Origin of the sequence: Rossellomorea vietnamensis (genome assembly GCF_008180615.1) — a bacterium.
Lineage (GTDB): Bacteria > Bacillota > Bacilli > Bacillales > Bacillaceae_B > Rossellomorea > Rossellomorea vietnamensis_D.
Map to the genome: position 1 here is coordinate 127,304 of NZ_VTEH01000008.1, position 24,606 is coordinate 151,909.

Annotated in this window: 19 protein-coding genes; 2 read left to right on the plus strand and 17 right to left on the minus strand. The window is 41.9% G+C overall.

What is annotated here, in order from left to right:
* From FZC79_RS12235 to FZC79_RS12255, 5 genes are all read right to left on the minus strand, one after another.
* Positions 1–1,548 carry a response regulator gene (locus FZC79_RS12235; RefSeq protein ID WP_316246777.1) on the minus strand — a complete coding sequence of 516 codons (1,548 nt, stop codon included), beginning with the start codon at positions 1,546–1,548 and terminating at the stop codon, positions 1–3.
* Entirely contained in the window at positions 1,523–2,992 is a 1,470-nt protein-coding gene (locus FZC79_RS12240) for a sensor histidine kinase (RefSeq protein WP_148947076.1), read from the minus strand. Before FZC79_RS12240 ends, FZC79_RS12235 begins: the two co-directional genes overlap by 26 nt.
* Entirely contained in the window at positions 2,989–3,966 is a 978-nt protein-coding gene (locus tag FZC79_RS12245) for a sugar ABC transporter substrate-binding protein (protein WP_148947077.1), read from the minus strand. Before FZC79_RS12245 ends, FZC79_RS12240 begins: the two co-directional genes overlap by 4 nt.
* A gap of 500 nt (positions 3,967–4,466) precedes the next feature.
* Positions 4,467–6,005 (minus strand): BCCT family transporter, encoded by a 1,539-nt coding sequence (locus FZC79_RS12250; RefSeq protein ID WP_148947078.1) that lies wholly within the window; start codon positions 6,003–6,005, stop codon positions 4,467–4,469.
* A gap of 514 nt (positions 6,006–6,519) precedes the next feature.
* A complete protein-coding gene (locus FZC79_RS12255; protein ID WP_148947079.1) occupies positions 6,520–7,494 on the minus strand; it encodes a tRNA dihydrouridine synthase in 975 nt (324 codons plus the stop codon).
* A gap of 302 nt (positions 7,495–7,796) precedes the next feature.
* Here FZC79_RS12255 and FZC79_RS12260 point away from each other — a divergent pair, with 302 nt between their 5' ends.
* The gene (locus FZC79_RS12260) at positions 7,797–8,222 is read left to right on the plus strand and encodes a universal stress protein (RefSeq protein WP_148947080.1); all 426 of its coding nucleotides are present in this window, start codon (positions 7,797–7,799) and stop codon (positions 8,220–8,222) included.
* A 161-nt stretch (positions 8,223–8,383) separates the two neighbouring features.
* Here the strand turns inward: FZC79_RS12260 and FZC79_RS12265 are convergent, their stop codons facing one another.
* From FZC79_RS12265 to FZC79_RS12305, 10 genes are all read right to left on the minus strand, one after another.
* Positions 8,384–8,842: a staygreen family protein gene (locus tag FZC79_RS12265; protein WP_148947081.1), complete on the minus strand. Its 459-nt coding sequence runs from the start codon at positions 8,840–8,842 to the stop codon at positions 8,384–8,386.
* 80 nt (positions 8,843–8,922) lie between these two features.
* Positions 8,923–9,678 (minus strand): hypothetical protein, encoded by a 756-nt coding sequence (locus FZC79_RS12270; RefSeq protein WP_148947082.1) that lies wholly within the window; start codon positions 9,676–9,678, stop codon positions 8,923–8,925.
* 472 nt (positions 9,679–10,150) lie between these two features.
* A complete protein-coding gene (locus FZC79_RS12275) occupies positions 10,151–11,581 on the minus strand; it encodes an alanine/glycine:cation symporter family protein (protein WP_148947097.1) in 1,431 nt (476 codons plus the stop codon).
* Positions 11,582–11,726: 145 nt separating this feature from the next.
* Positions 11,727–14,156, minus strand: a complete 2,430-nt coding sequence (parC, locus tag FZC79_RS12280) for a DNA topoisomerase IV subunit A (RefSeq protein WP_148947083.1) — start codon at positions 14,154–14,156, stop codon at positions 11,727–11,729.
* The gene (gene parE, locus FZC79_RS12285) at positions 14,153–16,132 is read right to left on the minus strand and encodes a DNA topoisomerase IV subunit B (RefSeq protein WP_286365368.1); all 1,980 of its coding nucleotides are present in this window, start codon (positions 16,130–16,132) and stop codon (positions 14,153–14,155) included. Before parE ends, parC begins: the two co-directional genes overlap by 4 nt.
* 292 nt (positions 16,133–16,424) lie before the next feature.
* Positions 16,425–16,832, minus strand: a complete 408-nt coding sequence (locus FZC79_RS12290; RefSeq protein WP_148947085.1) for a CoA-binding protein — start codon at positions 16,830–16,832, stop codon at positions 16,425–16,427.
* A 110-nt stretch (positions 16,833–16,942) separates the two neighbouring features.
* Positions 16,943–17,836, minus strand: a complete 894-nt coding sequence (locus FZC79_RS23160) for a glycine betaine ABC transporter substrate-binding protein (RefSeq protein ID WP_187442759.1) — start codon at positions 17,834–17,836, stop codon at positions 16,943–16,945.
* Positions 17,837–17,854: 18 nt separating this feature from the next.
* A complete protein-coding gene (locus FZC79_RS23165) occupies positions 17,855–18,514 on the minus strand; it encodes an ABC transporter permease (RefSeq protein ID WP_215727435.1) in 660 nt (219 codons plus the stop codon).
* Positions 18,504–19,472 carry an ABC transporter ATP-binding protein gene (locus FZC79_RS12300; RefSeq protein WP_148947086.1) on the minus strand — a complete coding sequence of 323 codons (969 nt, stop codon included), beginning with the start codon at positions 19,470–19,472 and terminating at the stop codon, positions 18,504–18,506. Before FZC79_RS12300 ends, FZC79_RS23165 begins: the two co-directional genes overlap by 11 nt.
* Positions 19,473–20,320: 848 nt before the next feature.
* Complete coding sequence (locus FZC79_RS12305; RefSeq protein ID WP_148947087.1) at positions 20,321–21,601, minus strand: purine/pyrimidine permease; 1,281 nt, start codon at positions 21,599–21,601, stop codon at positions 20,321–20,323.
* Between the two features lie 491 nt (positions 21,602–22,092).
* Between FZC79_RS12305 and plsY the strand changes: the two genes are divergently transcribed.
* Positions 22,093–22,686 (plus strand): glycerol-3-phosphate 1-O-acyltransferase PlsY, encoded by a 594-nt coding sequence (plsY, locus tag FZC79_RS12310; RefSeq protein ID WP_148947088.1) that lies wholly within the window; start codon positions 22,093–22,095, stop codon positions 22,684–22,686.
* Between the two features lie 159 nt (positions 22,687–22,845).
* Here the strand turns inward: plsY and FZC79_RS12315 are convergent, their stop codons facing one another.
* Both FZC79_RS12315 and FZC79_RS12320 read right to left on the minus strand, forming a co-directional pair.
* Complete coding sequence (locus tag FZC79_RS12315; protein ID WP_148947089.1) at positions 22,846–23,100, minus strand: hypothetical protein; 255 nt, start codon at positions 23,098–23,100, stop codon at positions 22,846–22,848.
* Positions 23,101–23,140: 40 nt separating this feature from the next.
* Positions 23,141–24,361, minus strand: a complete 1,221-nt coding sequence (locus tag FZC79_RS12320; RefSeq protein WP_148947090.1) for an IS110 family transposase — start codon at positions 24,359–24,361, stop codon at positions 23,141–23,143.
* Positions 24,362–24,606: the final 245 nt, after the last annotated feature.

Consider the following 24,606-nt stretch of genomic DNA (forward strand, 5'->3'; position numbering starts at 1 on the left):
TTAGACAAGCTTTTTATTATCTAGGATTTTCTTTCTATATTCGGTCGGTGAAGCATGACACATTTTTTTAAATACTTTACTAAAGTAGTTAGGATCATGATACCCAATTTCAAAAGTGATTTCCTTTAAACTTTTCTCGGGATCTCTCATCAATTTTTTTGCTTTTTCTATACGGCACTCAGTTAAGAAATGAATGTAATTTACACCAAGCTGCTCTTTGAAAATTTTACTGATGTATATCGGGCTCAGGCCGATTACCTTGCCTATTTCCTCTAATGATATATCCTGATAGGCATGATCAATTATATATTGCTTAATCTGTTCAATGGTGTTTGTTTCCATTTTCTCATGATGCTTTTGTACGTACTGCTTTAGCCTTTTCAGGACCTGACTTATCTCTGCCCGTAATTGGCGATAGTCGGTCGATTTAAATGGATAGACAGGTGAGACTAATTCCATTCCCATTTCACTCATCACCTGAGAGACGATCCAAAGAAAATTCACAAGAAGATGCTGTGTTAGCAGCACACCAGTTCCTTGTTTTTCATTCCGGTCAATTAAGTCTTCCAAGAAGGCATGAATTGCTTCCCATTCTCCATGGCGGATATTGTCAAAAAATTGTTGTTCATATTGCTTAGCCATATGGTCATTGATGCCGGCAGGAAATATAGGAATATCGGAAAAAAAACAGAATTTAACAGGCAGCGATGTATCCCATGTTGCTGATAAAGACTCTTGATAAGATTGCTTAATTTTATTCGATGAATGATACAAATTACCTATTCCAATAAACCACTCATCTTTAGCTGATTTTACAGATTTAAGGATTGTTCTGGCTAACATAGTAGCTTGAGATCGATAGGATTTGTCTTTGCTTTTAAAAGCAATAATGGGTAAGTGTCGGCCGTATAAAGCTCCCGTCCATGCATTCCCAGTGTTCCTGACCTTTTCCCTGATTGTCGAATAATACTTTTCCGAATCAGGTGGAAGGATTACACTCATTACATATTTTTCTTCTGTCATTTGCATACCCAGCTTCTCGACCAACTCGTGTAAATGAACTTCATGAACATGGTCAAACAACAGCTGTGTTACAACATCTGTTTCAAAGACGGACATTGCTTTTTGTAAAGTGTCCTGTTTTTCCTTCTCGATATCCATTAACCTGCGATGTTCCTCTATCTCATGGAGTGCTTTGGCAATGATGTCCACGATTTCCGTCACTTTAGTTGGCTTCACCATATAATCGATTACTCCAAGCTTTAGGGCAGATTGAGCATAAGTAAATGTTGCAAACGCAGTAATCATGATAAATTTAATTGAAGGATGGTCACGATTAATTTTCTCGATTGCTTCAAACCCATTTAGGCCAGGCATCTGAATATCCATTAACACTAAATCAGGTTGAAACTCTTCAGCTATCTCAACAGCCAGTCTGCCATTTCCCGCTTGCTCTATTATAAGGTTTGAGAAATTCCTTTCTAAAATCACTTGCAATGCATCACGTTCGATTTGTTCATCATCAACCACCAGCACTTTGAACATCATTCGCAACTCCTCTCGCTTTTAGTAGCTCAATGGTTACCTTCGTTCCTATTCCCTCCTTTCCTTCTATCTTGATAACATCTCTATTACCTGTAAAGAGACGTAAACGCCTTACCACGTTATACAATCCTATTCCTGAGCTTTGCCCTTGCTTTGACTCTTGTTCCACTTCTTCATTTAAAATTCTATTAATCTTCATTTCATGTATACCCGGGCCATTATCTTCAATTTTAATCATCACTCGATCCCCAGTATCCTTGATGCTGAACCAGATGTTTCCACCTGCTTCACACGGCTCAACTGCATACATGATAGCGTTTTCAACAATCGGTTGAAGAGTCAGACCAGGAATAGCGATATCCAGACACGATTCCTCAATGTCTGTTTCAAAGGATAGTCTGTCTGTAAATCTCGCTTTTTGTATAATCATATATTGCTTTAACACGTTTACCTCATCACAGAGTGTCATCGTCTTATCCAGATGCTTGAGGTTATAACGCAACAGTCCTGCAATGCTAACCAGGAGGTCGCTTGTTTCTTCTGATCCTTCCAGATAGGCTTTTTTCGAGACGGTATTCAACGTATTGAACAAAAAATGAGGGTTTATCTGGCTTTGTAAACTATGAAGCTGACTTTCTTTTAATAGAAGTTTACTCTCCTGCAATTCTTTTTCAAGTTGAGCTTTCTGTTGGATTTCGATAATCAACTTATTTATGTTAGTTCTCATATGTTCAAACATTCTTGCTAAAAAGGCCATTTCATCTTTGGAATCCACTTCAATTTTTAAATCAAATCTTCCCCTCGACAATTCACTTGCAGCCCGTGTCAGCTTTTCCAGTGGTTTTGTAATTCTTAATGAAAACCAGTAAGTATAAAGCAGTAGTAAAAATGTTATCAGCAGTAATAACCAGATTCCAAGCCTATTTAATTTTTCGGATTGATCAATCATCGCCCGGTAAAATTGATCATAAGTACTAAGCTCTGAATCAATTAGTGAAAGAGTCATTTCAGAAAGATAATTAGATATATATGTTGCTTCATTCAGTGAACTTCTTGCATTTTCAATGCCTTCTTCCGAATGAAATACAAGGGCCCGATCTGTTACCTCTACAAGACTTGCGAGTAAGTTAATGTAGCTGGTTAACTCAAACTCATTTTCAATATTTTTAAAACCAACAACTTCTTCCTGCTTCGTTTGAAGGTCTTGCATACTAATATTAACAGTATTTAAATTTTCAGGAGAAGGAAGCAGGAGGTAATCGTTTAATGCTGTCACCGTTTTCTGGCTGGAAGTCCTGATCTCGTTCAGTACCAGGTACCTTTCAAGAATATCATTATATTGATCTTGCATTTTCTGATTATAAAAAGTAAGCGACATCCAAATCGAAGCCATGATCAGAACTACAATCACAGCAAGCAACCAAATTTTCTTCTGTATACTAGTCATTCTATATCGGTCGCCTTTATCATTCTAATATCCGTTAAATAACCTTCCAAATCCAGCGGAAGAGTCTCGTTTTTTAGCCATTGAGCCATGAGTTTAACACTTCTCTCACCCATCTCTTTTGGTGATTGTTCAACCACCCCATCAAGCTTACCCTGCTGCAAGGAAGATAATGATGCACTGCTATCATCAAAAGAATAGATATAAAATGGTTCTACCTTTGACCGTTTCTCAATCTCTTGAATGATGTCTCCTGCAAAATTAGAATTTACTGCGACGAAAGCGTCCACATTCGGGTAGTGGTTCAATAAGTCCTTTGTCAAAGCGCCCCCCTGCTCTCTACTGTCTTCAGTTTCAGCAGAAATGACTTTGATTTGCGTGTACCTTCCAAGGGTTTTATGTATCCCTTTTAACCTTTCTTCCTGATAATACTCCTGTTTGCTGTCGAGCATAAGGATCACTTCCCCGGAAGTACCCATATCATTGACGAGCTGCCTTGCGATTAATTCTCCAGCAAGATGCTGATTTGAACCCACATACGTTTTTCGAAGGCTCTCCGATGCGGGAACATCATTTGCTACTGTGATGATAGGGATACCAAAGGATGCCGCCTTAACTTTAGCTAACTCCTTAAATCCTTCAGTATCCAGGCCCTGCACTATAATCCCATCCACTTTTGAATAGATTGCTAATTCTATTTGCTTTAAGAAATTCTCTTGATCATTCCCATAGCTCCCCCAAATCTCAAGAGTAACTTCCTCTTTAACAGATTGATTCACTGCACCGAAACTGACCTGATCCCAAAAAGGCGTATCAAGCTCCTGAGTTATTAATACAAGACGTTTATTTGGAGATTCTTGTACCTTCTTATTCGGGATTTTCAAGCTCGCATTATATACATCAAGTGCTGAATCAATGGTAAAATATAAAAGCACAGCAGAAATGATAACACTTACCAAAGTGGCGATTTTCTTCATCAGAATACGCTCCTTAGAATTAATGAGGGTATCTCGGTAATAGTATTTATTTACCATTATAGCAGGAATATCCGAGTTGACGTAAGAATTTTCTGAAAACTAACGATGTAGTATATTTCCTATTAGACGCTAACTCGCTTTCCAATGTTTCTACCTTTCAGTTCGGCTTCGGTATTTCTGGCATTCGGCGAAATTGCGACACTGCAGGCAGCTTCAATTGTATCGGTATTTCCCTTCATGATCATCCTAATAATTTTGATACTTTCTCTTAGTCAAGATTTGTGAGAAGATTGGAAAGAGTAAAAAAACATACTAAAAAGGACTGATTTTCACCTCAGTCCTTTTTGGAAGGCTCTTTTCAAAATGATTGTTGCTTTTGAGTGCGATATTCTCCCTCCCCCTTTTTTCGGAAAACAGCCTTTTGTTATGAGGGAGTGAAACAGCAACACAGCTACTCTTGAAAAAGACCTTGTATCCTTTATGAATACAAGGCCTTTCTATTATGGTGTTTTAATAGGTTTTTTTATTTTCTTCTCAGGTATTCTTATCTGCCCAATCCCCAGTTCCTTTGCTTCTTTTTGCAATGCTTTCAGCAAACTGATGACAATTAGCCCTAAGATGATGGAAAATGGCAGAGCTGCTATGATCATTGTATTTTGCAGCGCCTGCAAGCCTCCTGTATAAAGCAGTACTAGAGCAGTTCCAGAAAGATAAATTCCCCATACAATCTTAATAGGATTGCTTGGGTTTTGTGAACCGTTTGTTGTCATCATTCCTAACACAAATGTCCCTGAATCGGCTGATGTAACAAAGAACGTCACGATAATCACGATGGCTAGAATCGATGAAACCATAGAGATTGGATAACTTTCTAACAATCCGAAGAGAGATTCCTGAGGCAATAATTCAGAGATTGACAGTAAGCCGGTCACCTCGGTGGTAATAGCTGCCCCTCCGAACGTAGTAAACCAGATGAAACAGATAAGTGATGGAGCGAGCAGAACGTACACAATGAACTCCCGGATTGTTCTTCCTTTGGATACCCTTGCAATAAAAACGCCTACAAATGGAGACCAGGCAATCCACCAGGCCCAATAGAAGATTGTCCATCCATTGATCCATCCCCTGGCATCTTCGTTAAGAGGAGCCATACGAAAGCTCATGTTAAGGAAGTTTTGAAAGTAAGTTCCCAGGGTGTCAATGAATAAATTGAGAATAAACAGCGTCGGTCCGAAAATGAAGACGAAAAGGAAAAGGATACCCGTAAGCCCCATATTCAAGTTGCTCAAAATTTTAATTCCTTTACCTAATCCAGTGGAAGCAGATACGATGAACAGCACTGTTACAATAGAAATAATGATTGTTTGAACCACAATGTTGTTTGGCACTCCAAACAAGTATGAAAGTCCCCCATTGATTTGTGATGCTCCAAAACCCAATGTTGTCGCAACACCTAATATAGTGGCAATAACCGCGATGACATCAATGACAGTCCCTGCAGTTCCGTCTGCATATTTGCCTATCAGCGGGCGCAGTGTCTTGCTTATCAAGCTGCGTTCCCCTTTTCTAAAGGTAAAGTACGCAAGAGCTAAGGCGATGGAACCATAAATGGCCCAGGCGTGGATTCCATAGTGAAAGAATGTAAATCTCATTGCATCCTTTATACCTTGGTTCGTGCCTTCTTCCCCTGTGGGTGAACTAATGGCAAAGTGGCTGATCGGCTCGAAAGTACCATAAAAGAGCAACCCTACTCCCAGACCTGCGCTAAATAGCATGGCAACCCATGTTGGTTTTGAAAACTCTGGTATATCATCCTGTTTTCCAAGCTTTATCCTGCCAACAGGACTCATTAATAAATACACACATACTCCAACAAACACTGTAACGATCGCAAGGTAGTACCAGCCAAAACTGTCCAGAATAAAACCTTGCGCGCTGCTGGTGACGCTCTCTAAAGATTCAGGCATCATTACCCCAATCACAACAAGACCTGTCATGATGGCTAATGATATATAAAATACATTTGTAGCACTCTTCATATGTAATAATTAACTCCTAACTTTGTTGCTTTTTTTTGGTGATAAGTAATAGGGCTGACTTTGAATGGGTTAAGTGGGGATTCAATAACTATTGTAAGATAGTGGGCAGTACCTTCTGAATCAACTTCAGAAATGCTTCTCAACCTAGGGCCTTCTAATTATATCCTTTTTCGCACTATTGATTCAAATGTCAAATATAAGCGTTATCAGTCATTTAAAGCTTTTAGAATATAGTAAAGAGAAAAAACGCTAACCATAGGTACATATACTCTGTCATGGTTCAATTTGCTCTGCTAGAGTGACAACCTCACTTTCTAAGCAGTACATATGACCTCGCTGTGTTTTTGCAGGAGTCATAGTGAATTTAATTATAAGTCTTTTATCCAGTATTTAATAAAACCTGTTTTCCTACAGTAAATGAGAAGAGCCGACTTTCATAGAGTAGTCATATTTCCATTTCACAATAAAAGCACTCATCCAAATTGATGAGTGCTTTTACCTAATTCTGCTAAAATCAATTATCCGCGGCTTTTTCTTCAAAGCCATCAAGCAATGCTCGTACTTCATCAGTCGTCTCAGTGTCCATCAACTGATTTCTTAGTTCACTTGCCCCTCTGAATTCGCGGACATAGATCTTGAAGAACCTGCGAAGCGGCTTGAAGGAACGCGGTTCAGATTCAGTTGAATATTTATCAAAAAGATCTAAGTGAAGCCTTAAGAGATCGAGCAGTTCCTTGCTGTCGTGCTCTTTCTTTTCTTTTTCAAAAGCAAATGGATTGTTGAAAATTCCACGGCCGATCATCACTCCATCGACACCGTATTTTTCCACAAGCTCCAAGCCTTTTTGGCGGTCAGGTATATCTCCATTGATGGTCAAAAGAGTATCGGGTGCTACTTCATCCCGAAGTTTTTTGATTTCCGGAATCAGCTCCCAATGCGCATCGACTTTACTCATTTCCTTTTTAGTACGGAGATGAATAGAAAGGTTTACGATATCTTGTTCCAATAGGTGCTTAAGCCATTCACGCCATTCATCTACTTCTGTATAGCCAAGCCTGGTCTTCACGCTTACTGGCAGTCCGCCTGCTTTTGCGGCTTGAATCAGTTCTGCTGCAACCTCTGGACGGCGGATTAGACCCGAGCCCTTTCCATTCCCGGCTACATTTGCTACAGGACAACCCATATTGATATCTATCCCGCGGAAACCCTCTTTGGCCATGCCAATACTCATCTCGCGGAAAAATTCAGGTTTATCTCCCCATATATGCGCCACAATCGGTTGTTCATCTTCTGTATAAGTCAAACGCCCCCGTACACTTTGGCGGCCATTGGGATGGCAATAACTTTCCGAATTTGTAAACTCTGTGAAAAACACGTCAGGTCTGGCGGCTTCACTTACTACATGGCGGAAAACAACATCCGTCACATCTTCCATAGGTGCCAGTATGAAAAAAGGCCGTGGTAATTCACGCCAAAAATTATCTTTCATAGCATTTCAATCCTCTCATAATCTATACATCAGGACCAACTATGTTGTGTCCACAATAATAAAAAGCAAAGATATGTCTGTCTCTTCGCTTCTTTAACACTTATACCATGATTTAACCCTTTTTATCAAACTAAATTAATTTTCTACTATAATTAATTATACTAACAGGTTGAAACACAATGAAGCTACCGACAATTTTTGTAAAGTGACATTCGTTTTTCCTGAAAATGAAATCATCGCCACCATCACTCACTCATATAATCTGTATTATAAGTCTTAATGAATGAGGAAGTGAGTAATTAATGAAGTTACTTGTGCCGATAGACGGGTCTGATCATTCTAAAAAAGCCTTAAATTTTGCACTTACTATTTCTAAAGACCAAAATGCTGAAATTGTGCTGTTAAATGTACAACCTGCTTTTAATACACCTAATGTTAAGCGCTTTTTAAGTACACAGCAAGTACAGGAATATCAAGAGGAATTAAGTACGGAGGCATTCCAGAAAACCTTATTCAATCTGAATAACCTGGGGGGTGTTCATATAACAAAAAGGGTGAGAATCGGTGATCCCAGCAACGAAATCTGCAAAGAAGCTCAAGAAATTAAAGCATCTGTGATAATTATGGGCAATCGCGGTCTCGGCTCCTTCAAAAGCGCTTTAATAGGAAGCGTAAGCTACAGTGTCATTCACAATGCTACGTGTCCCGTCACCATAGTTCCTTCCTAAACTATAGTAAAGACCTGCTTTTCCCTTGTATTTTAAAAAAGAGACAACAGGTTTTGGTATCCTTTTCTTCTAATAATTATAATAGACCCGAAACCTTCCAGCTATAACGAAGAATCCACTAAAAAACTGAAGAGGCAAGTTCCTCTTCAGTCAGTTCACTTTTATTTCAGCATATAGCGTCTTGGCGTCCCGAAATATTGTATTCCTTGAAAATCAGGATGTACAGATTCAAAGGCAATATAAATAGGGGCATCCAGGAGCCACGGAAAATAAGAGAAAAATCCTTGATCACCATTCACGATTGCAGCCAAAGCGAGAGGCATTTCTTTTTGAAAAATCATATACCGAACTTTAGAGAGATTCTTATCAAATTCTCCTCTGCTTATATAGACTTTCCCTGAAAGGGTATACTGCCCCATTACTCTCACCCATTCAGCAAGTACCTCATCCCTCATGCTTGCATCCAGCTTATCCAAGTCATAATGGCAGCCTATACTCAGAAACAGCTGACCCGTATTGTCCGAGTGTGTCAAAGTATATTTTCTAGCATCAAGAGGGCTGAAAACCGAAGCCGGCGGAAGATACGTCACAGATAGCTTTTCTGGATTGAACTCACTCATCGTAAGCCACCTCACCATTCAAGATGTGTGTTTGCTTACAATAAAGTATGATAAAAGCCTACAAAAGGTTCTTTTGCTCTCTATAACTCTTCCCATTTAATATCAATCAAGTTCCATTGATCGTTTTGGTAGTACCAATAGGAATAAACGTTTCCAACAGCATCCGCTTGATAAGCACCGCTGATCCGCTGCACTCCCCTCAATCCTTCCCCTTCCTTGCCTTTTATTTTGACAGGTTCAAACATCGCATAAGGTATGACCATCATTTCGGTGGGTTCATTCAATTTTCCGTCCTGGAAAATTCCAAGCCTATCATAATCTTCTTTTCGATCGCTCAGATCTACGGTGAATGATTCATTCGTATCTGAAAAAGTAATGACACCTTTATAATCATTTTCGAAATGGGCGTCTATAGACAGCGCTGGCGGCATGCCTATATCAACCTTTTGATCATTAGCCAGTGTATAAAGACTATAGTTATAGAGCCCGCCGCTTCCTCCCGTAGCAGAAGATTGCAGTAGATCCTTTACTCCATCATGATTCAAATCAGGAAATACAACTTGCGGTTCATAGCCCCCTTCATAATCAATTCTGAAGTTCTTTCCGTCAGCCGCTTGAATTTCCGCCCAGATTTCTTTATAAAAAAGGGCTCCGGGTTCATAAGGTTTGCCCCACAGCGTGATTTCATCTTTTGCCTTATCTCCCGTAATGTCCTTTTCATAGGTAGTGATCACTAGAACATTCGGTTGATTCTGTTCTTCTGCAAAACTACCGGCAATGGCGTGCAGCGACATGAAAAAGAAAGCAGCAAACGCAAATAACAATTCCTTTCTCATCAGTATCTCTCCTTACGGTTTCGTTTTTCTTATCTTCTCCAATATAGGAATTTTTATGTAAGCGCCTGAAGCAGCCGCTACAGGCTAATATTTCGAAGTTCCTCATGGTCGAGTATTAATAAGGGTAAAAATTCTGTTTTTATTAGGAATAGCAACAAAAACAGCCAAAATAGGCGGAAAAATCACCCTTATTTCTCTTAAAAGATGTGAAAAAAAATCAATTTGCTTAAGTGGATAAATTCCGCTTATATACCCTGAATCGAGTTCTTTTCCACAGCTTAACCGGAAATTTTCCGCTTATTTTCAATTTACCTGGTTTCTCTTTAAGGGAAGATCGGGTTCTTCACAGGTCATATCTCCATATAGTGGGGAAAGCGGTCGGGAAACATCAAGATAAAAGATCTCTCCAAACCCCAGGGGTTTTCAAAACCATAACAAAAACGGATGACCACCTGCGGGTCATCCGTTGATATTATCCTTGTCTTTTTTTCATTTCTTCTTCTGGCATTGTATCCCAGCATTCGATATTTTCAAGGCCGGGAATCGAGTCAGAATAAAATACTGGATCTTTTCCTTCTTTCTTTTGAAGGCGATAATCCTTCAAGGCTGCTGCGGCTATTTTCGCAAGGAGTGTAATAGCTATCAAGTTAATGATGGCCATTACCCCCATGGATAGATCCGCCAGCCCCCATACGACCTCAAGTTCCACCGTCGCACCAAATACAACCATACCAAGTACAGCAAGACGATAGAGAAATAGAGAGACAGGGCTGTATTTTATGAAGTCAATATTGGTTTCCCCGTAATAGTAGTTTCCGATAATCGAACTGAATGCAAACAAGAAAATCGCCGTGGCAACGAAAGCTCCTGCCCATTCTCCAACGTGATGAGTCAATGCTGCCTGTGTCAGACTGATTCCGTCAAGTCCGCCTGTATACTGATTGGATAAGATAATGATAAAAGCTGTAGATGTACAAATGATCAATGTATCTGTAAACACGCCTAGTGTCTGAATCAACCCCTGCTTTGCCGGATGGGTGACCGCTGCAGTTGCAGCAGCATTCGGTGCACTACCCATACCCGCTTCATTAGAGAACAAGCCCCTCTTGATTCCCATCATCAGCGCAGCCCCTACCCCTCCGCTGACGACTTCTCTCAGGCCAAATGCACTTTCAAAGATAAGAACAAACATATCCGGGAGGACAGTTATGTTCCTGATTAAAATATATAAAGCCAGCAGTATATACAATATCGCCAATACCGGGACCAGTATCTGAGTTACATGGGCGATACGCTTAATTCCACCAAAAATGACAACTGCTGTTAAACCTGCGAGAATCAATCCGATTGTCAGCCGGTTCAGACCATAGGACTCATTTACCGCTATTGAAATCGTATTCGATTGCACCGAATTGAACACCAGTCCGAAACTGAAAGTGATGACTATGGCAAAGATAATGCCCATCCATCTGGCATTCAGGCCTTTCTCCATATAGTAAGCTGGGCCGCCGCGGAATCCATCTTTATCCTTAACCTTATAAATCTGAGCAAGTGTACTTTCTACAAATGATGTTGCACCGCCTAATAAGGCAATGAGCCACATCCAGAATACGGCTCCTGGTCCTCCGCCGGCTATTGCAGTAGCCACTCCCGCAAGATTTCCGGTCCCTACACGGGAAGCAGTTGACACGGTAAAGGCCTGGAAGGAGGAGATACCTCTTTTTCCGTCTGCTGAAATCGTCGCTTTATCTGTAAGAAGCCTGAACATTTCACCGATATAGCGGAATTGGACCCACTTTAACCTGATTGAAAAGTAAATGCCAAGTGCTATCAGTGCGGCAATGAGGATATACGTCCAAATAAACGTATTCAGCGCACCTGTTATAGTATTAAAGTAGTCCATAAAATTTTTATCTGTCTCCATCGTGATTCCTCCTGCGAGTTACTTTGACGCAAAAACATACCTTGGTAATACCCTAGTATCTTGATTGCAAAACCGAAAAAAATAAGAAGCAGACACTCTATCTGTGTCTGCTTCCATTATTCATTTATAAAGTTGGCCGCGGTTCACGCCATATCTTGACTACAGATCCGCTTTCTCCCTGATCTACTACAAATGAGCCGTTGGAATAACGGTCATTGTTTCTGAAAGTGGCTGCTTGGATTGTTTCCACATGTCCTTTGCTTGTTTCAAGAGAAACTGCATCAATTTCTTCCACAACTTCCATTCCTGCCAAACGATGCGGGTTGGCTTTCAATTCGCGCAGCATCACGACACCGCGTTTCGCTCTAGAGGTTTTTTCAAACTCGGCAAGCTTCATCTTTTTCACAGCACCTCGCTGTGTGGCTATCAAAATCGACTGAGAGGCAGGCGTTGTGATGGTTTTTCCACCAACCACAAAGTCTCCGTCTTTCAGATTAACTCCTTTGACTCCCGCTGCTCTCGGTCCTACTATACTGACTTCTTCCTCGCTGAACCATAGGCCGAACCCAAAGTGAGTAGCAAGGAACAGATCTTGGCTTCCATCCGTCAAATGAACGTCTATCAATTCGTCATCCTTTTTCAGGTTGAGAGCTACCAGTGCCCTGGAATACCGCTGAGCCTTATACTGGCTTAACAGTGATTTCTTAGCCATGCCATTCTTTGTAATGAATAAGAGATATCGATTCTCATCGAATTCTTTAATCGGCATGGCACTGATGAGGTTTTCATCCTTATCAATAGAAATAAAGTTTGCCACATGCTGCCCTAGATCCTTCCAGCGGATATCCGGCAGTTCATGAACCGGGCAATACAGATAACTGCCTTTGTCCGTGAACAGTAAGAGGACATCGGTTGTATTCATCTCCTGTTGTATAAGGACCCTGTCCGTTTCTTTCATAGCGAGGTCCTGCCCGTTGGACGCTGCGAATGACCGGAGGCTCGTTCTCTTGATGTAACCGTCTTTCGTTACGGTCACCATTACATCTTCATTCGCAATCATGACTTCGAGGTTCACCTTGATTTCTTCGATCTCCGCTTCTATGACAGAGCGTCTTTCGTCGGCAAACTGCTTCTTGATTGCTCTCATCTCTTTTTTGATCACACTTAACAATTTGCTTTCACTTTCCAGAATAGCTGTTAGCTCACTAATAAGGTTGGCAAGCTCTTCAGCTTCCTTTTTAAGGGCCGTAATATCCGTGTTTGTCAGTCGATATAACTGCAAGGATACAATAGCTTCAGCCTGTGCTTCTGAAAAATCGAACTTGGCAATCAAGTTGTTTTTGGCATCACGTTTATCTTTAGAGGCACGGATGGCAGCGATTACTTCATCAAGTATCGATAAGGCTTTCATCAAGCCTTCTACAATATGCTGTCTTTCCTGTGCTTTTTTCAAGTCATATTTAGATCTGTTTGTTACGACTTCTTTTTGGTGTTCTATATACGCGTCCAGCAGCTGGCGCAGTCCCATAAGTTGAGGACGGCGGTTGTGGATGGCCACCATATTGAAGTTGTAGGCGACCTGCAGGTCAGTATTTTTATAAAGGAACATCAGCACACCGTCTGCATCTGCATCTTTCTTCAGCTCGATGACTATACGAAGGCCGGTGCGGTCCGTTTCATCCCTTACTTCGGCAATACCCTCAACTTTTCTGTCAAGACGGTACTCGTCCATTTTCTTGACCAGGTTGGCTTTATTGACTTCATATGGAATTTCAGTAATGACAATCTGCTGCTTTCCTCCGCGGACCGCTTCCACTTCCGTCTTTCCTCGAACAACAATCTTACCTTTTCCTGTTTCATAAGCCTTCTTAATTCCTTCAACACCTTGTATAGTACCGCCAGTTGGGAAGTCAGGCCCTTTAATGACGGTCATCAAATCATCAACGGATGATTCCGGCTTGTCCATGCGCATAATGACCGCATCAATGACTTCTGACAGGTTATGAGGCGGAATGTCTGTTGCGTATCCGGCGGAAATTCCCGTCGATCCATTTACCAGCAAACTTGGAAAACGCGCAGGCAGGACGGTTGGTTCTTTAGAAGTATCATCAAAATTCGGTACGAAATCCACCGTATTCTTTTCTATATCGCGAAGAAGCTCTGTGGAGATGGCTGATAATCGTGCTTCTGTATAACGCATAGCAGCAGGAGGGTCACCATCGACACTACCGTTGTTTCCATGCATTTCGACGAGCAATTTTCTGAGCTTCCATTCCTGGCTCATGCGGACCATAGCATCGTAAACGGACGTATCACCATGGGGATGATAATTACCGATAACGTTTCCGACCGTCTTGGCTGATTTCCTGAAGCCTTTTTCATGTGTATTTCCTTCAAAATGCATGGCATAGAGAATCCGGCGCTGTACAGGCTTCAAGCCATCACGGGCATCCGGTAATGCGCGTTCTTGTATGATATATTTGCTGTATCGGCCAAACCGGTCGCCTATCACATCTTCAAGCGGCAGGTCCTGGTATCGTTCTTGAGTTGTCATACATCACCCTCCTCAGCGACAGATACATTTTCATTTTCCAATATGCTGCCATCTTCCTCGAGGCCAAAGGCAACATTACTTTCAATCCATTTCCTGCGTGGTTCTACTTTATCTCCCATCAGGGTTGTCACACGTCGTTCAGCTCGTGCGGCATCATCGATCTTGACCCGGATCAGGGTCCGTGTATCGGGGTCCATCGTAGTCTCCCAAAGCTGGTCAGCGTTCATTTCCCCGAGACCTTTATAGCGCTGAATCATATAGCCTTTGCCGATCTTTTTGACAGCCCCGTCCAATTCATCATCGGTCCACGCATATTCGATCACTTCTTTCTTTCCAGAGCCTTTGCTGACTTTGAAAAGCGGCGGAAGGGCAATGTAGACTCTCCCTGCATCCAATAAAGGCTTCATGTAGCGGTAGAAGAATGTTAAAAGAAGGACCTGAATATGAGCTCCATCCGTATCGGCATCCGTCATGATTACGATTTTATCGTAATTGATGTCGCTTAAATTCAATTCCGGGCCCACTCCTGCTCCTATAGCATGAATGATGGTGTTAATCTCTTCATTTTTAAAGATATCCTGCAATTTAGCTTTTTCTGTATTGATGACTTTTCCCCTAAGAGGAAGTATCGCCTGGAATTTCCTGTCTCTTCCTTGCTTAGCAGAACCGCCGGCAGAATCACCCTCGACCAGATATAATTCGTTCTTCTGCGGATTTCTTGACTGAGCAGGGGTCAGCTTCCCAGAAAGGATGGTTTCAGACCGCTTTCTCTTTTTGCCATTCCGGGCATCTTCACGGGCTCTTCTTGCAGCTTCCCTTGCCTGAGCCGCTTTGATTGACTTCTTAATTAGAAGTGAACTGGTATCCGGATTTTCTTCCAGGAAATAGAGGAGATGTTCCGAAACGACGGCGTCAACTGCAGATCTGGCTTCACTTGTACCCAGTTTCCCTTTGGTCTGCCCCTCAAATTGAAGGAGTTCCTCAGGAATGCGGACCGATACAATTCCAGACAACCCTTCCCTTATATCCGTTCCTTCAAGGTTCTTATCTTTTTCGCGCAAAATGCCAGCTTTACGGGCATATTCATTGAATACACGCGTCATCGCGGTCTTGGCTCCTGCTTCATGCGTACCGCCGTCTTTCGTCCGGACATTATTGACGAAGGAAAGAATGTTTTCCGAAAATCCGTCATTGAATTGAAAAGCAAACTCTACTTCGATGCTGTTATGTTCTCCTTCAAAGAAGACCACCGGATGGATACTGTCTTTTTCTTCGTTTAAGTACTGTACAAAGGCCTGTATGCCGCTTTCAAAGTGAAAGACATCCTGCTGGTCATGCCTTTCATCTGTGATAGTAATCTTCAGTCCTTTTAGAAGAAAGGCCGATTCACGGAGACGCTCACATAACGTGTCATAATTATAAGAGGTCACACTGAAAATTGATGGGTCAGGTTTAAAACTGATCCGCGTTCCCGTCTTTTTGGTTTTTCCAATTTTCTCTAAGGTAGTCTGCGGCTTTCCACCGCCAGCGAACGTTTGTTCGTAAATAAACCCATCTCGCATTATGGTCACTTTCAGCCACTCAGAAAGCGCATTAACAACAGACGCACCGACACCATGCAGCCCGCCGCTCGTTTTATAGCCGCCCTGCCCGAACTTACCTCCGGCATGAAGCACAGTCAAAATGATTTCAGGCGTCGGCTTGCCCATTTTATGCATACCCGTTGGCATTCCCCGGCCGCTGTCTTCTACGCTCAAGCTGTTATCTTTATGTATCGTAACAGTGATTTCATCTCCGTAGCCAGCCAAAGCTTCATCTACAGAGTTATCAACAATTTCATAAACTAAATGGTGCAAACCTCTGGTATCAGTAGATCCGATATACATACCTGGTCTTTTTCTGACTGCTTCAAGACCTTCCAGTACCTGTATCGCATCATCATTATAATCCATGGACTGGTTATTTCTTTTGGCCACGAACATTCCCCTTTCAAAACTTATCTCTGTCTAGTAGTGGTGAATATTTTACACAAAAGAACGTTTGTTCGCTCTCCCTATTCTACCACAGTAACCTCGAACATCTATGCTTTATTGTATCGTTTTATTTCAAATTCGCAAATTTATTTTTAAAATCCGGCTTAAAAGCAAGGCAGTTTTTTCAGTATTACCGGCTGTTTTTTGAAATTCACTTCCCTTTAAGAAAACACATTTGGAATGTCTCTCCATAAAAAAACAAGCGGGGGTAACTTCCCGTCGCTTGTTCGAATCCTTATCGAGTTAAAGCATGTTCTACTTTGATACAGCGGTCCATAATTACGGTATAACCTTTGCTTTTTAAAAAGTCATAGGCTTCTTCATTGTATACACCAAGCTGTGCCCAAAAGATGTCTGCATCAATCTCATCGAATTCCCTAGCAATCTCAGGAAGAAATTCCGACCTCCGGAAAACATTCACGATATCTACATGCCTTCCGATCTCCTTCAGAGAGGAAACTGCTTTTACTCCCAGAGCCTCGTCGATCACCGGATTGACAGGTATGATTTCATACCCGCTGTCCTGCATAGCCTTCGATACCATATAAGACGTCCTGTCAGGATTATCGCTTAATCCCACGACCGCTATTACTTTAGACTTATCGAGCAGCGGTTTCATTTCATTTCTCGTTAGATGTTCCATTGTCTTCAACTCCTTATTAACAATATTTCTCTAAAAATGGGAAAAGTCCTGCTAAAAAAGCTGGCCTGCAGGTTTTTTACCCGTTTTGGCCAGCTTAAATCCCTTAATTCTTATTCTTCTATAATGCCTTTAGAGGTGAGGAAGTCCCTTGCAACATCCGCAGGTTCTTCTTTATCAATATCCACTCTCGCATTCAATTCGCTCATCTCTTCTTCTGTAATGGTGCCGGCAAGTTCATTGACTGCATCTTCTAGTTCCGGATGTTCATCCAGTACTTCCTGTCTTACAATAGGAGCTGCATAGAAAGGCGGGAAAAAGCCTTTATCGTCTTTAGTAGTTTCCAAGTCATAACGCTGGATCCGCCCATCTGTCGTAAAGGCAGGAATCAAGTCAACATCCCCATTTTTAACTGCTTCATACATGATGTTAGGATCATAGCTTTCTGTACTTGCAAAGTTAAAGTCATAAGCTTTGATTAAGTCATCATAACCGTCACCCGCGCGTTCATAGAACTGATGGGGAGCACCAAAGACCATTTCCTCGGAATAAGGTTCCAAATCAGAATAGGTCTCTGCATCTATACCTTCATCCTTACGGTAGGCTAGAGTGTAAGTATTTTCAAACCCAAGAGGTTCCAGCCAAGTAACACCAAACTCTTCTTCGTAGCCTGATTTCACTTGTTCAAAGATGGCATCAGCTTCTGCACCTTCTTCAGCTTCCTCTTTCAAGACTGCTTTCAATCCTGTTCCGGTGTACTCGACATACATATCGATGTCTCCTTTTTCAATAGCCGGAGTCAAGATGGACACTTCCCCAAGTGCCTCCTCACGTTCTACATTCAAATCTGTTTTTTCTTCAATGACCTGCGCCAGCATTTCTGTCAGAATGTACTGCTCAGTCCACATCTTCCCGGAAACTACTACAGTATCATTTCCATCACCGTTTCCGCACGCTGAAAGCACGAGCATCAGCGAAAGAGCCGCCAAAATTAATCTTTTTTTCATAGTCAATTATCCCCTTTATCATTTTCTGGCTTTTAACCCTTTAGGAGTAGCAGCCTTTTCTAAAATTTTCAATAAGTAATCAAAAAACAAGGCAAGCAATGCTGCTGGAAGAGCCCCGGCCAGAACCAGGCTGTTATTCCAAGACGAGAGCCCCCGGTAAATGATATCCCCCAGTCCTCCTGCACCAACAAAAGTTGCTAAAGTGGCCACACCGACCGTCAGGACAGTAGCCGTACGGATACCGGCCATTATGATAGGCAGAGACAGCGGCAGCTCGACTTTATAGAGCAGCTGCCGTTTGGTCATACCCATTCCTCTTCCAGCCTCTATTATGGCCTGGTCCACTCCTGTGATCCCTGTATAGGTGTTCCTTAAAATCGGCAGAAGCGCATAAACAGTCAATGCAATAATAGCAGTGGTGCTTCCAGTCCCAAGAAGCGGAACAAGGAACCCAAACAGGGCAAGGCTTGGGATGGTTTGAAAGATTGCGGTTATCCCTATAAAGAACTCTGCTGAGCCCCTTTTCCGGGATATGTATATGCCCAGCGGCAGGGAAATTAATATAGCAATGAAAATCGAAACAAATGAAAGGATGAGGTGTTCAATCAAGCCTTCCATAATAACATCTGACCTGCTGCTTATTGTTGTCCAGAAGGTGGAAAAGACGTTACCCAGCATAAGTCGATCCCTCCTTTCCGGCTACTGTCAGGAGGATATCCTCTTTTGTTACAAAACCGACGGCTTCTCCATTTTCCTCTACTATGAGAATATCCAATTGTAATTGAAGCAGCTTCCCGGCAGCCTTGGAGATGGATGAGCCGGCAGAGATGGATTCGACAGCGTGACCCGGAATGCCTTTGACGTCCCTTGACATGATATCCCTGACAATTAGGACGGACTGTCCTTTGTTCATGCGGTGTTCTCCTATAAACGCCTTAACAAATTCATTTGCTGGACTGGTCAGCAGTTCATCAGGGGAGCCGTATTGTTCTATGACGCCATCCCTCATGACGGCAATGTTATCAGCAATCTTTAATGCTTCGTCCATATCGTGCGTGACAAAGACAATCGTTTTATGTATTTTCTGCTGAAGGCTTTTTAATTCATCCTGCAGCTGTTCGCGGCTGATTGGATCCAATGCACTGAAAGGCTCGTCCATTAAGATAATCGGAGGTTCTGCTGCCAGTGCCCTGATGACGCCTACACGCTGCTGCTGGCCGCCGCTGAGTTCCAGAGGATATCTCTTTTTGTACACATGGGGTTCCAGGCCGACTAGCTCCATCAGTTCATCTACCCTCGGTGCATACTGCTCTTTCTTCCATCCTTTTAATTTAGGGATGAGTGCTATGTTTTCTTCAATTGTCATATGCGGCAGCAGACCGATCCGCTGTATGACGTATCCAATATTCCTGCGTAATTCCACTTCGTTTTTCGAAGCAATTTCTTCACCGTTTATGTATATCTTTCCATCAGTCGGCACAATCAGCTTATTGATCATCTTCATTGTGGTCGTTTTGCCGCATCCACTCGGTCCGATCAAAGCAGTCAATTCGCCCTCTGGGATGACCAGGTCAATCCCCTTTATTGCCTCTGTTCCATCTTCGAATTTCTTCCTGACATTTTTGAATTCAATCATCACAACACCTGCTTAGAATATAAAATCATATTAATATTTCCCTGCTCAACACAAGTTAAACATATATTAATTTAATTATAAACAGATAATGCTTGATGAATACGCTTTTGCCTGAACCCGTCTGCAGCTCTCAAATGGTAAACTTTCCAAAACCAGCGGGTTCAGCTGTTTACAAAGCCTCTTTGACTGCACCCATTATGCTTTTTTGAATGGCTGTTTTCACAAAGATTGTGGCTGCTTTAAATGAACATGGATTTCCGCTACAGGCTGACGACTCCGCGGGGCGGGCGGTGAGCCTCCTCGGCTGCGCCTGTGGGGTCTCACCTGTCCCGCTAGTCCCGCAGGAGGTCGTCCGCCTTCCGCTTCAATCCTCCTACTTAAAAAGGGATGATGGTAAACGCATTCTAAATTAGCAATTAATCAGAAAAAAGCTATCAAATAAACTGTTTCCGCATTATTTTTTGCTTTCGACAGTATCCCCCTCCGGGTACTAAGATTATTCTCTATAAACGAGGAGTAGTTCATTGGCTTACCAGAATTAAAGCCATTATCTTACGAAGTTAATATGAAAAAGCAACAACGTTTACGAAAAGAGCCTTTTGAATACAGTGCTGTCTGCGGTCTGTGGCTACCTCTGAATGCATCGATTTCGCTTTCTTGAAATAAATGCTGTCTGGGGACCTCTCTTACTTACTGCACCGATTCTGCTTTTTCCTGACTCGGTGCTGCCTACAGCTCTTTCTAACTTCACTATATAATAACAGCACATCTACTAATACAGTCTGCCAATAAAAAAGCACCAGCCTGTTTAAAAACCGGCTGGTGCCCATAATCCATTTAAGAATCTTTTACTTTTTTTCCTTCCTGATCAGAACCTGCTCCACCACGATGGCTGCAATTGTCCCGATGATCAGTCCATTGTTTAAAATCGAGGCGGCTACTGCCGGAACTCCCTCAAAAGCAGAAGGAGGGACGAACATCAACCCCACTCCGGCAATCAGGGCGACTCCCGCAGCAAAATTGGACCGCTCCGAGTTTTCTTCTTTTTTGTACTCTCCAAGGGCCAAGCCTACCATGTTGATGAAAATCACATATGTAACCGCATATCCAACCGGCGCTGGCAGTGTGGCTAAGATATTCATGATATCCGGAAAAAGACTTATCACCACTACAAGAGATGCGCCTAGAACGAAAGGGATGATCGAGAGAATCCCAGTGGCGGAAACAAAACCGGCTGCACCGGATATCGGTACAGAACCCACTGCAGAGAAAAGGCCGCCCAATACCTGGTTGATTCCTGATACCGTTCCTGCACTGTTGTATCTTCTGTGAAGCTTCATATTGTTCCTAGTCATGACCTCTTCCATCACACGAATAGAAGCAATCATATTGGTGATCAGCAATAATGTAATGAAAAATGAAGTAATGATGATTCCTAAATCGAATTCCGGCAGACCAAAAACAAAAATTCCCGGCAGCGATATTACCTCTCCAGTTGTTTCTGGAACTCTCCCTGTTTTTCCTATCAAGATAAAGACAAGCCATCCAATAATCAACGAAAAAATGATGGAGTACCGCTTGATCCAGGATACTTTATGATTTGATAAATAAAGAGTAAGGAAAAACGTAAATAAACTCCCTGCTAGAATAGTTAGATCAATCGCTGTCTGTTCCCCTGACAACCCGAACATTCCCTTTATGAACGAACCACTCAACTGAAAGATCAGCAGAAGCAGATATATAAAAGTAGTCGTCGGCGTGAACAATTGTGTGAGCTTAGAGAGCCCGCCTGTAACTGCGAAAATAAAGAAAAACAATCCGCTGACAAGCATGCCGCCCTGAAGCAGCTGCAACACTTCTCCGCCGGTTCCATAAATTGCACCAACAAAGCCAGCGTAAATGGCAAACACTCCCCACCATAAACCCGACGGTCCTTCGTTTATTGGCATCCTGTGGCCGATTAACGCCTGCAGCACTCCTGCTGCACCCAAAACAAACATCGTTCTTTGGATGAATCCTGCCGTTTCAGAAGCCGGCAGATTAAATAGATCTGCTATCGCAATGGGAGCCGCAATTGAACCGGCAACCATAAAGGCCATCCATTGCAGACCTGTAAGAAATATTTTCATTGCTGTTACACCTCATTCTGGACAATCTACCATCCATTCTAGCATATTCGGATTGGAAGGTGATGGAACATTCACTCGGTTTTATAGAATTTTCCGAAGCGCTGTTCTCGTATGAATTGCCGCTTTTAGAGGACTGCTGATTTCTGTACAGGCATTCGATTTGCTGCTCTTTATAGCTTGTTTAAAAAGGGGAGAAAATCTCGAATTAGCATGTGAATTCTGAGAAATTCCGCGATCATTCACCAGAAAATATATTCAGTCAGAGAGAATAACCCTCGTATAAAACAGCCATCTGTTCACATACAAGAACCTACACACATAAATAAGCTGAGTATGAATAAATTTATATAAGTAACTAGTTATAGCTGGTCATAATTTTTACTATCGTTACTCCCAAACTGCCTCTTTTCATGGTAAAATAATCTTTACTCATATAAAAAAGCCGTTAACCTTACAACATTAACGGAATTCAAGTTAAAGGGGTTGTAAAAGTGATCATTGCACTTATTATTGTACTGGCCTATTTATTAGGTTCTATTCCATCGGGACTCATTATTGGAAAGGCATTTTTTGGAAAGGATATAAGGGAACACGGAAGCGGCAATCTAGGGGGCACCAACAGCTTCAGAACCCTCGGAGTTAAGGCCGGGATGGTTGTAACGATCATGGATATCCTGAAAGGGACAGCAGCCGTTCTGCTTCCGCTTTTATTCGATTCAGAACTGCATATGCTGATTGCGGGTGTGGCAGCAGTCATCGGTCATATGTACCCTGTTTTCGCCAACTTCCGCGGCGGAAAAGCAGTAGCGACCTCCGGCGGAGTCCTTCTCGGTTATGTGCCGATATTATTCGTATTGCTGCTATTATTTTTCTTCCTATGTTTATTTTTAACGAAATATGTATCTCTTTCATCTATTCTTGTCGCTGTATTTGCATTCGTCTATTCGTTATTTACAGGAGATATACCGCTGATCATTGTTATTGGAGCTCTCTCCTTCTTCGTTGTCTTCAGACATAGAGCGAACATCAGCCGTATCATGAACAAAACAGAGCCGAAAATCACCTGGCTTTCCTTTAAAAGATAGCCTGAATGCCGTAAGCCATCCATTTGGTTTATGGCTTTTTTATATTCTTTATTTTGGCTCTTTTTATACGAAAATGGGTTCAATGCTGTTTTTGGCAAAAAAAAGCACCCTCCCAAAAATAAAATAATTATTTTTTGAAAATCGTTAGTCCATGAAAATTTAAGCTGTTGATTTGTCTTCCTGAATATCTATTTCATAGCCCATATTCTTCAGTTTTTTTATAAAGTATTCTTTCTTCCTTTCCTTGGTCGGAAGATAATCCCATCCAAGTTCTTTATACGGGGTTCTTTCTTTCAGGACTTGGTAAATAATTCTCAGTAATAAGTGTGCCAGTGCCATGTTTGCCTTGTATGGGCCTCGTCGTTTTACTAAACGATAATAGAATGATGACAGCCTACTATCCTTTTTTTTCACCGCGGCCCAAGCCACTTGACACAATACAGTTTTAAGCACNTCATAGCCCATATTCTTCATCATAGCCCATATTCTTCAGTTTTTTTATAAAGTATTCTTTCTTCCTTTCCTTGGTCGGAAGATAATCCCATCCAAGTTCTTTATACGGGGTTCTTTCTTTCAGGACTTGGTAAATAATTCTCAGTAATAAGTGTGCCAGTGCCATGTTTGCCTTGTATGGGCCTCGTCGTTTTACTAAACGATAATAGAATGATGACAGCCTACTATCCTTTTTTTTCACCGCGGCCCAAGCCACTTGACACAATACAGTTTTAAGCCCTTTATTTCCTTTTGAGGACTTGGAACCTTTTTTTTTGCCAGCACTTTCATTATTACCAGGACTGAATCCACCCCATGAGGCTAAATGTTTTTCGGTTGGAAATTTACACATATCGATTCCTATTTCCGCTAAGACGCTCGCCGCTGCATCTTTCTGAATACCTGGAATGGTGATCAATAAATCCATTTCTTCATTATGGGTAGTTACTAACTGACTTATTTCGGTTTCTAATTCCTTAACTCTTTCTTCGATGTATTCGAGGTGATCATAATGCATTTGAATGATCTTTTGATGGTGAGTCCGCATGCGACCGTTTAAAGCCTCCACAATTTGAGGGGCTTTCTTCTTCAGAGAAGTTTTAACCAATGCTTTCACTTCGCCTATCTCTAGTACTTCTCCATTAAGGAGAGCGTTTAGTAATAAACGGCCTGAAACACCAAAAAGATCCGATACGTATGTGCTCAGTTTTATGTTGGCGTCTTGCAATATCTTGTGAATTCTATTTTTTTCTGAAGTTGCATGACCTATCAATTTACGACGATAGCGTGTCAAATCCCTTAGATCTCTAAATTCTACAGGGGGCACAAAGCTAGATTCGATTAGCCCAGCACGTAACAGCTTTGCGATCCAGGCTGCATCCGAAATATCTGTTTTTCGTCCAGGGACATTCTTTATTCTTTGGGCATTAGCCAAAATTAAAGTAAACTCACCTTCAAGAATGTTCCAAACGGGTTTCCAAAACACACCGGTACTTTCCATTGCAACGTCTGTGATCTTGTGTTTAGCTAGCCAATCTTGCAGCTCAAGTAATTCGTTCACCGTAGTTCCGAAGGTTTTTGTTTCTTTTTTCGCTCTCCGGTCTAAGGGGCCAAAAAGAACACAAGCCACCACTGTCTCTTGGTGAACATCTAAGCCAGCAACTCGTTCTAAAATAGCATCCATCAATCTCATCCTTTGTATAAATTGCTAGGTCATACATTCTTGAGCGAGTATTTTTATACACGTGCTCTTGGCAACAATCGGCGGTTCTCATGAATATATTAGGTCGGTTTCGTAAACGGGGTCTAGCCACCAAAAAAGAGACGACCTCGGACCTGCATTAACAGGATGAACGGGATGATACATCATTAAACGTTTAAGCCTTCCATTTTCATTAATTGTGGTGTCTGGAAGGACATGGGGGTTTC

What these genes read in the sequence shown, in the direction of transcription:
- FZC79_RS12270 (WP_148947082.1), bottom strand. Translation starts at nt 9,678, where the DNA reads ATGAGAAAGGAATTGTTATTTGCGTTTGCTGCTTTCTTTTTCATGTCG.
- FZC79_RS23165 (WP_215727435.1), bottom strand. Translation starts at nt 18,514, where the DNA reads ATGCTGGGTAACGTCTTTTCCACCTTCTGGACAACAATAAGCAGCAGG.
- FZC79_RS12250 (WP_148947078.1), bottom strand. Translation starts at nt 6,005, where the DNA reads ATGAAGAGTGCTACAAATGTATTTTATATATCATTAGCCATCATGACA.
- parC (WP_148947083.1), bottom strand. Translation starts at nt 14,156, where the DNA reads ATGACAACTCAAGAACGATACCAGGACCTGCCGCTTGAAGATGTGATA.
- FZC79_RS12320 (WP_148947090.1), bottom strand. Translation starts at nt 24,361, where the DNA reads ATGGATGCTATTTTAGAACGAGTTGCTGGCTTAGATGTTCACCAAGAG.
- FZC79_RS12260 (WP_148947080.1), top strand. Translation starts at nt 7,797, where the DNA reads ATGAAGTTACTTGTGCCGATAGACGGGTCTGATCATTCTAAAAAAGCC.
- FZC79_RS12255 (WP_148947079.1), bottom strand. Translation starts at nt 7,494, where the DNA reads ATGAAAGATAATTTTTGGCGTGAATTACCACGGCCTTTTTTCATACTG.
- FZC79_RS12305 (WP_148947087.1), bottom strand. Translation starts at nt 21,601, where the DNA reads ATGAAAATATTTCTTACAGGTCTGCAATGGATGGCCTTTATGGTTGCC.
- FZC79_RS12235 (WP_316246777.1), bottom strand. Translation starts at nt 1,548, where the DNA reads ATGATGTTCAAAGTGCTGGTGGTTGATGATGAACAAATCGAACGTGAT.
- FZC79_RS12290 (WP_148947085.1), bottom strand. Translation starts at nt 16,832, where the DNA reads ATGGAACATCTAACGAGAAATGAAATGAAACCGCTGCTCGATAAGTCT.
- FZC79_RS12240 (WP_148947076.1), bottom strand. Translation starts at nt 2,992, where the DNA reads ATGACTAGTATACAGAAGAAAATTTGGTTGCTTGCTGTGATTGTAGTT.
- FZC79_RS12275 (WP_148947097.1), bottom strand. Translation starts at nt 11,581, where the DNA reads ATGGACTACTTTAATACTATAACAGGTGCGCTGAATACGTTTATTTGG.
- FZC79_RS23160 (WP_187442759.1), bottom strand. Translation starts at nt 17,836, where the DNA reads ATGAAAAAAAGATTAATTTTGGCGGCTCTTTCGCTGATGCTCGTGCTT.
- FZC79_RS12300 (WP_148947086.1), bottom strand. Translation starts at nt 19,472, where the DNA reads ATGATTGAATTCAAAAATGTCAGGAAGAAATTCGAAGATGGAACAGAG.
- FZC79_RS12245 (WP_148947077.1), bottom strand. Translation starts at nt 3,966, where the DNA reads ATGAAGAAAATCGCCACTTTGGTAAGTGTTATCATTTCTGCTGTGCTT.
- FZC79_RS12265 (WP_148947081.1), bottom strand. Translation starts at nt 8,842, where the DNA reads ATGAGTGAGTTCAATCCAGAAAAGCTATCTGTGACGTATCTTCCGCCG.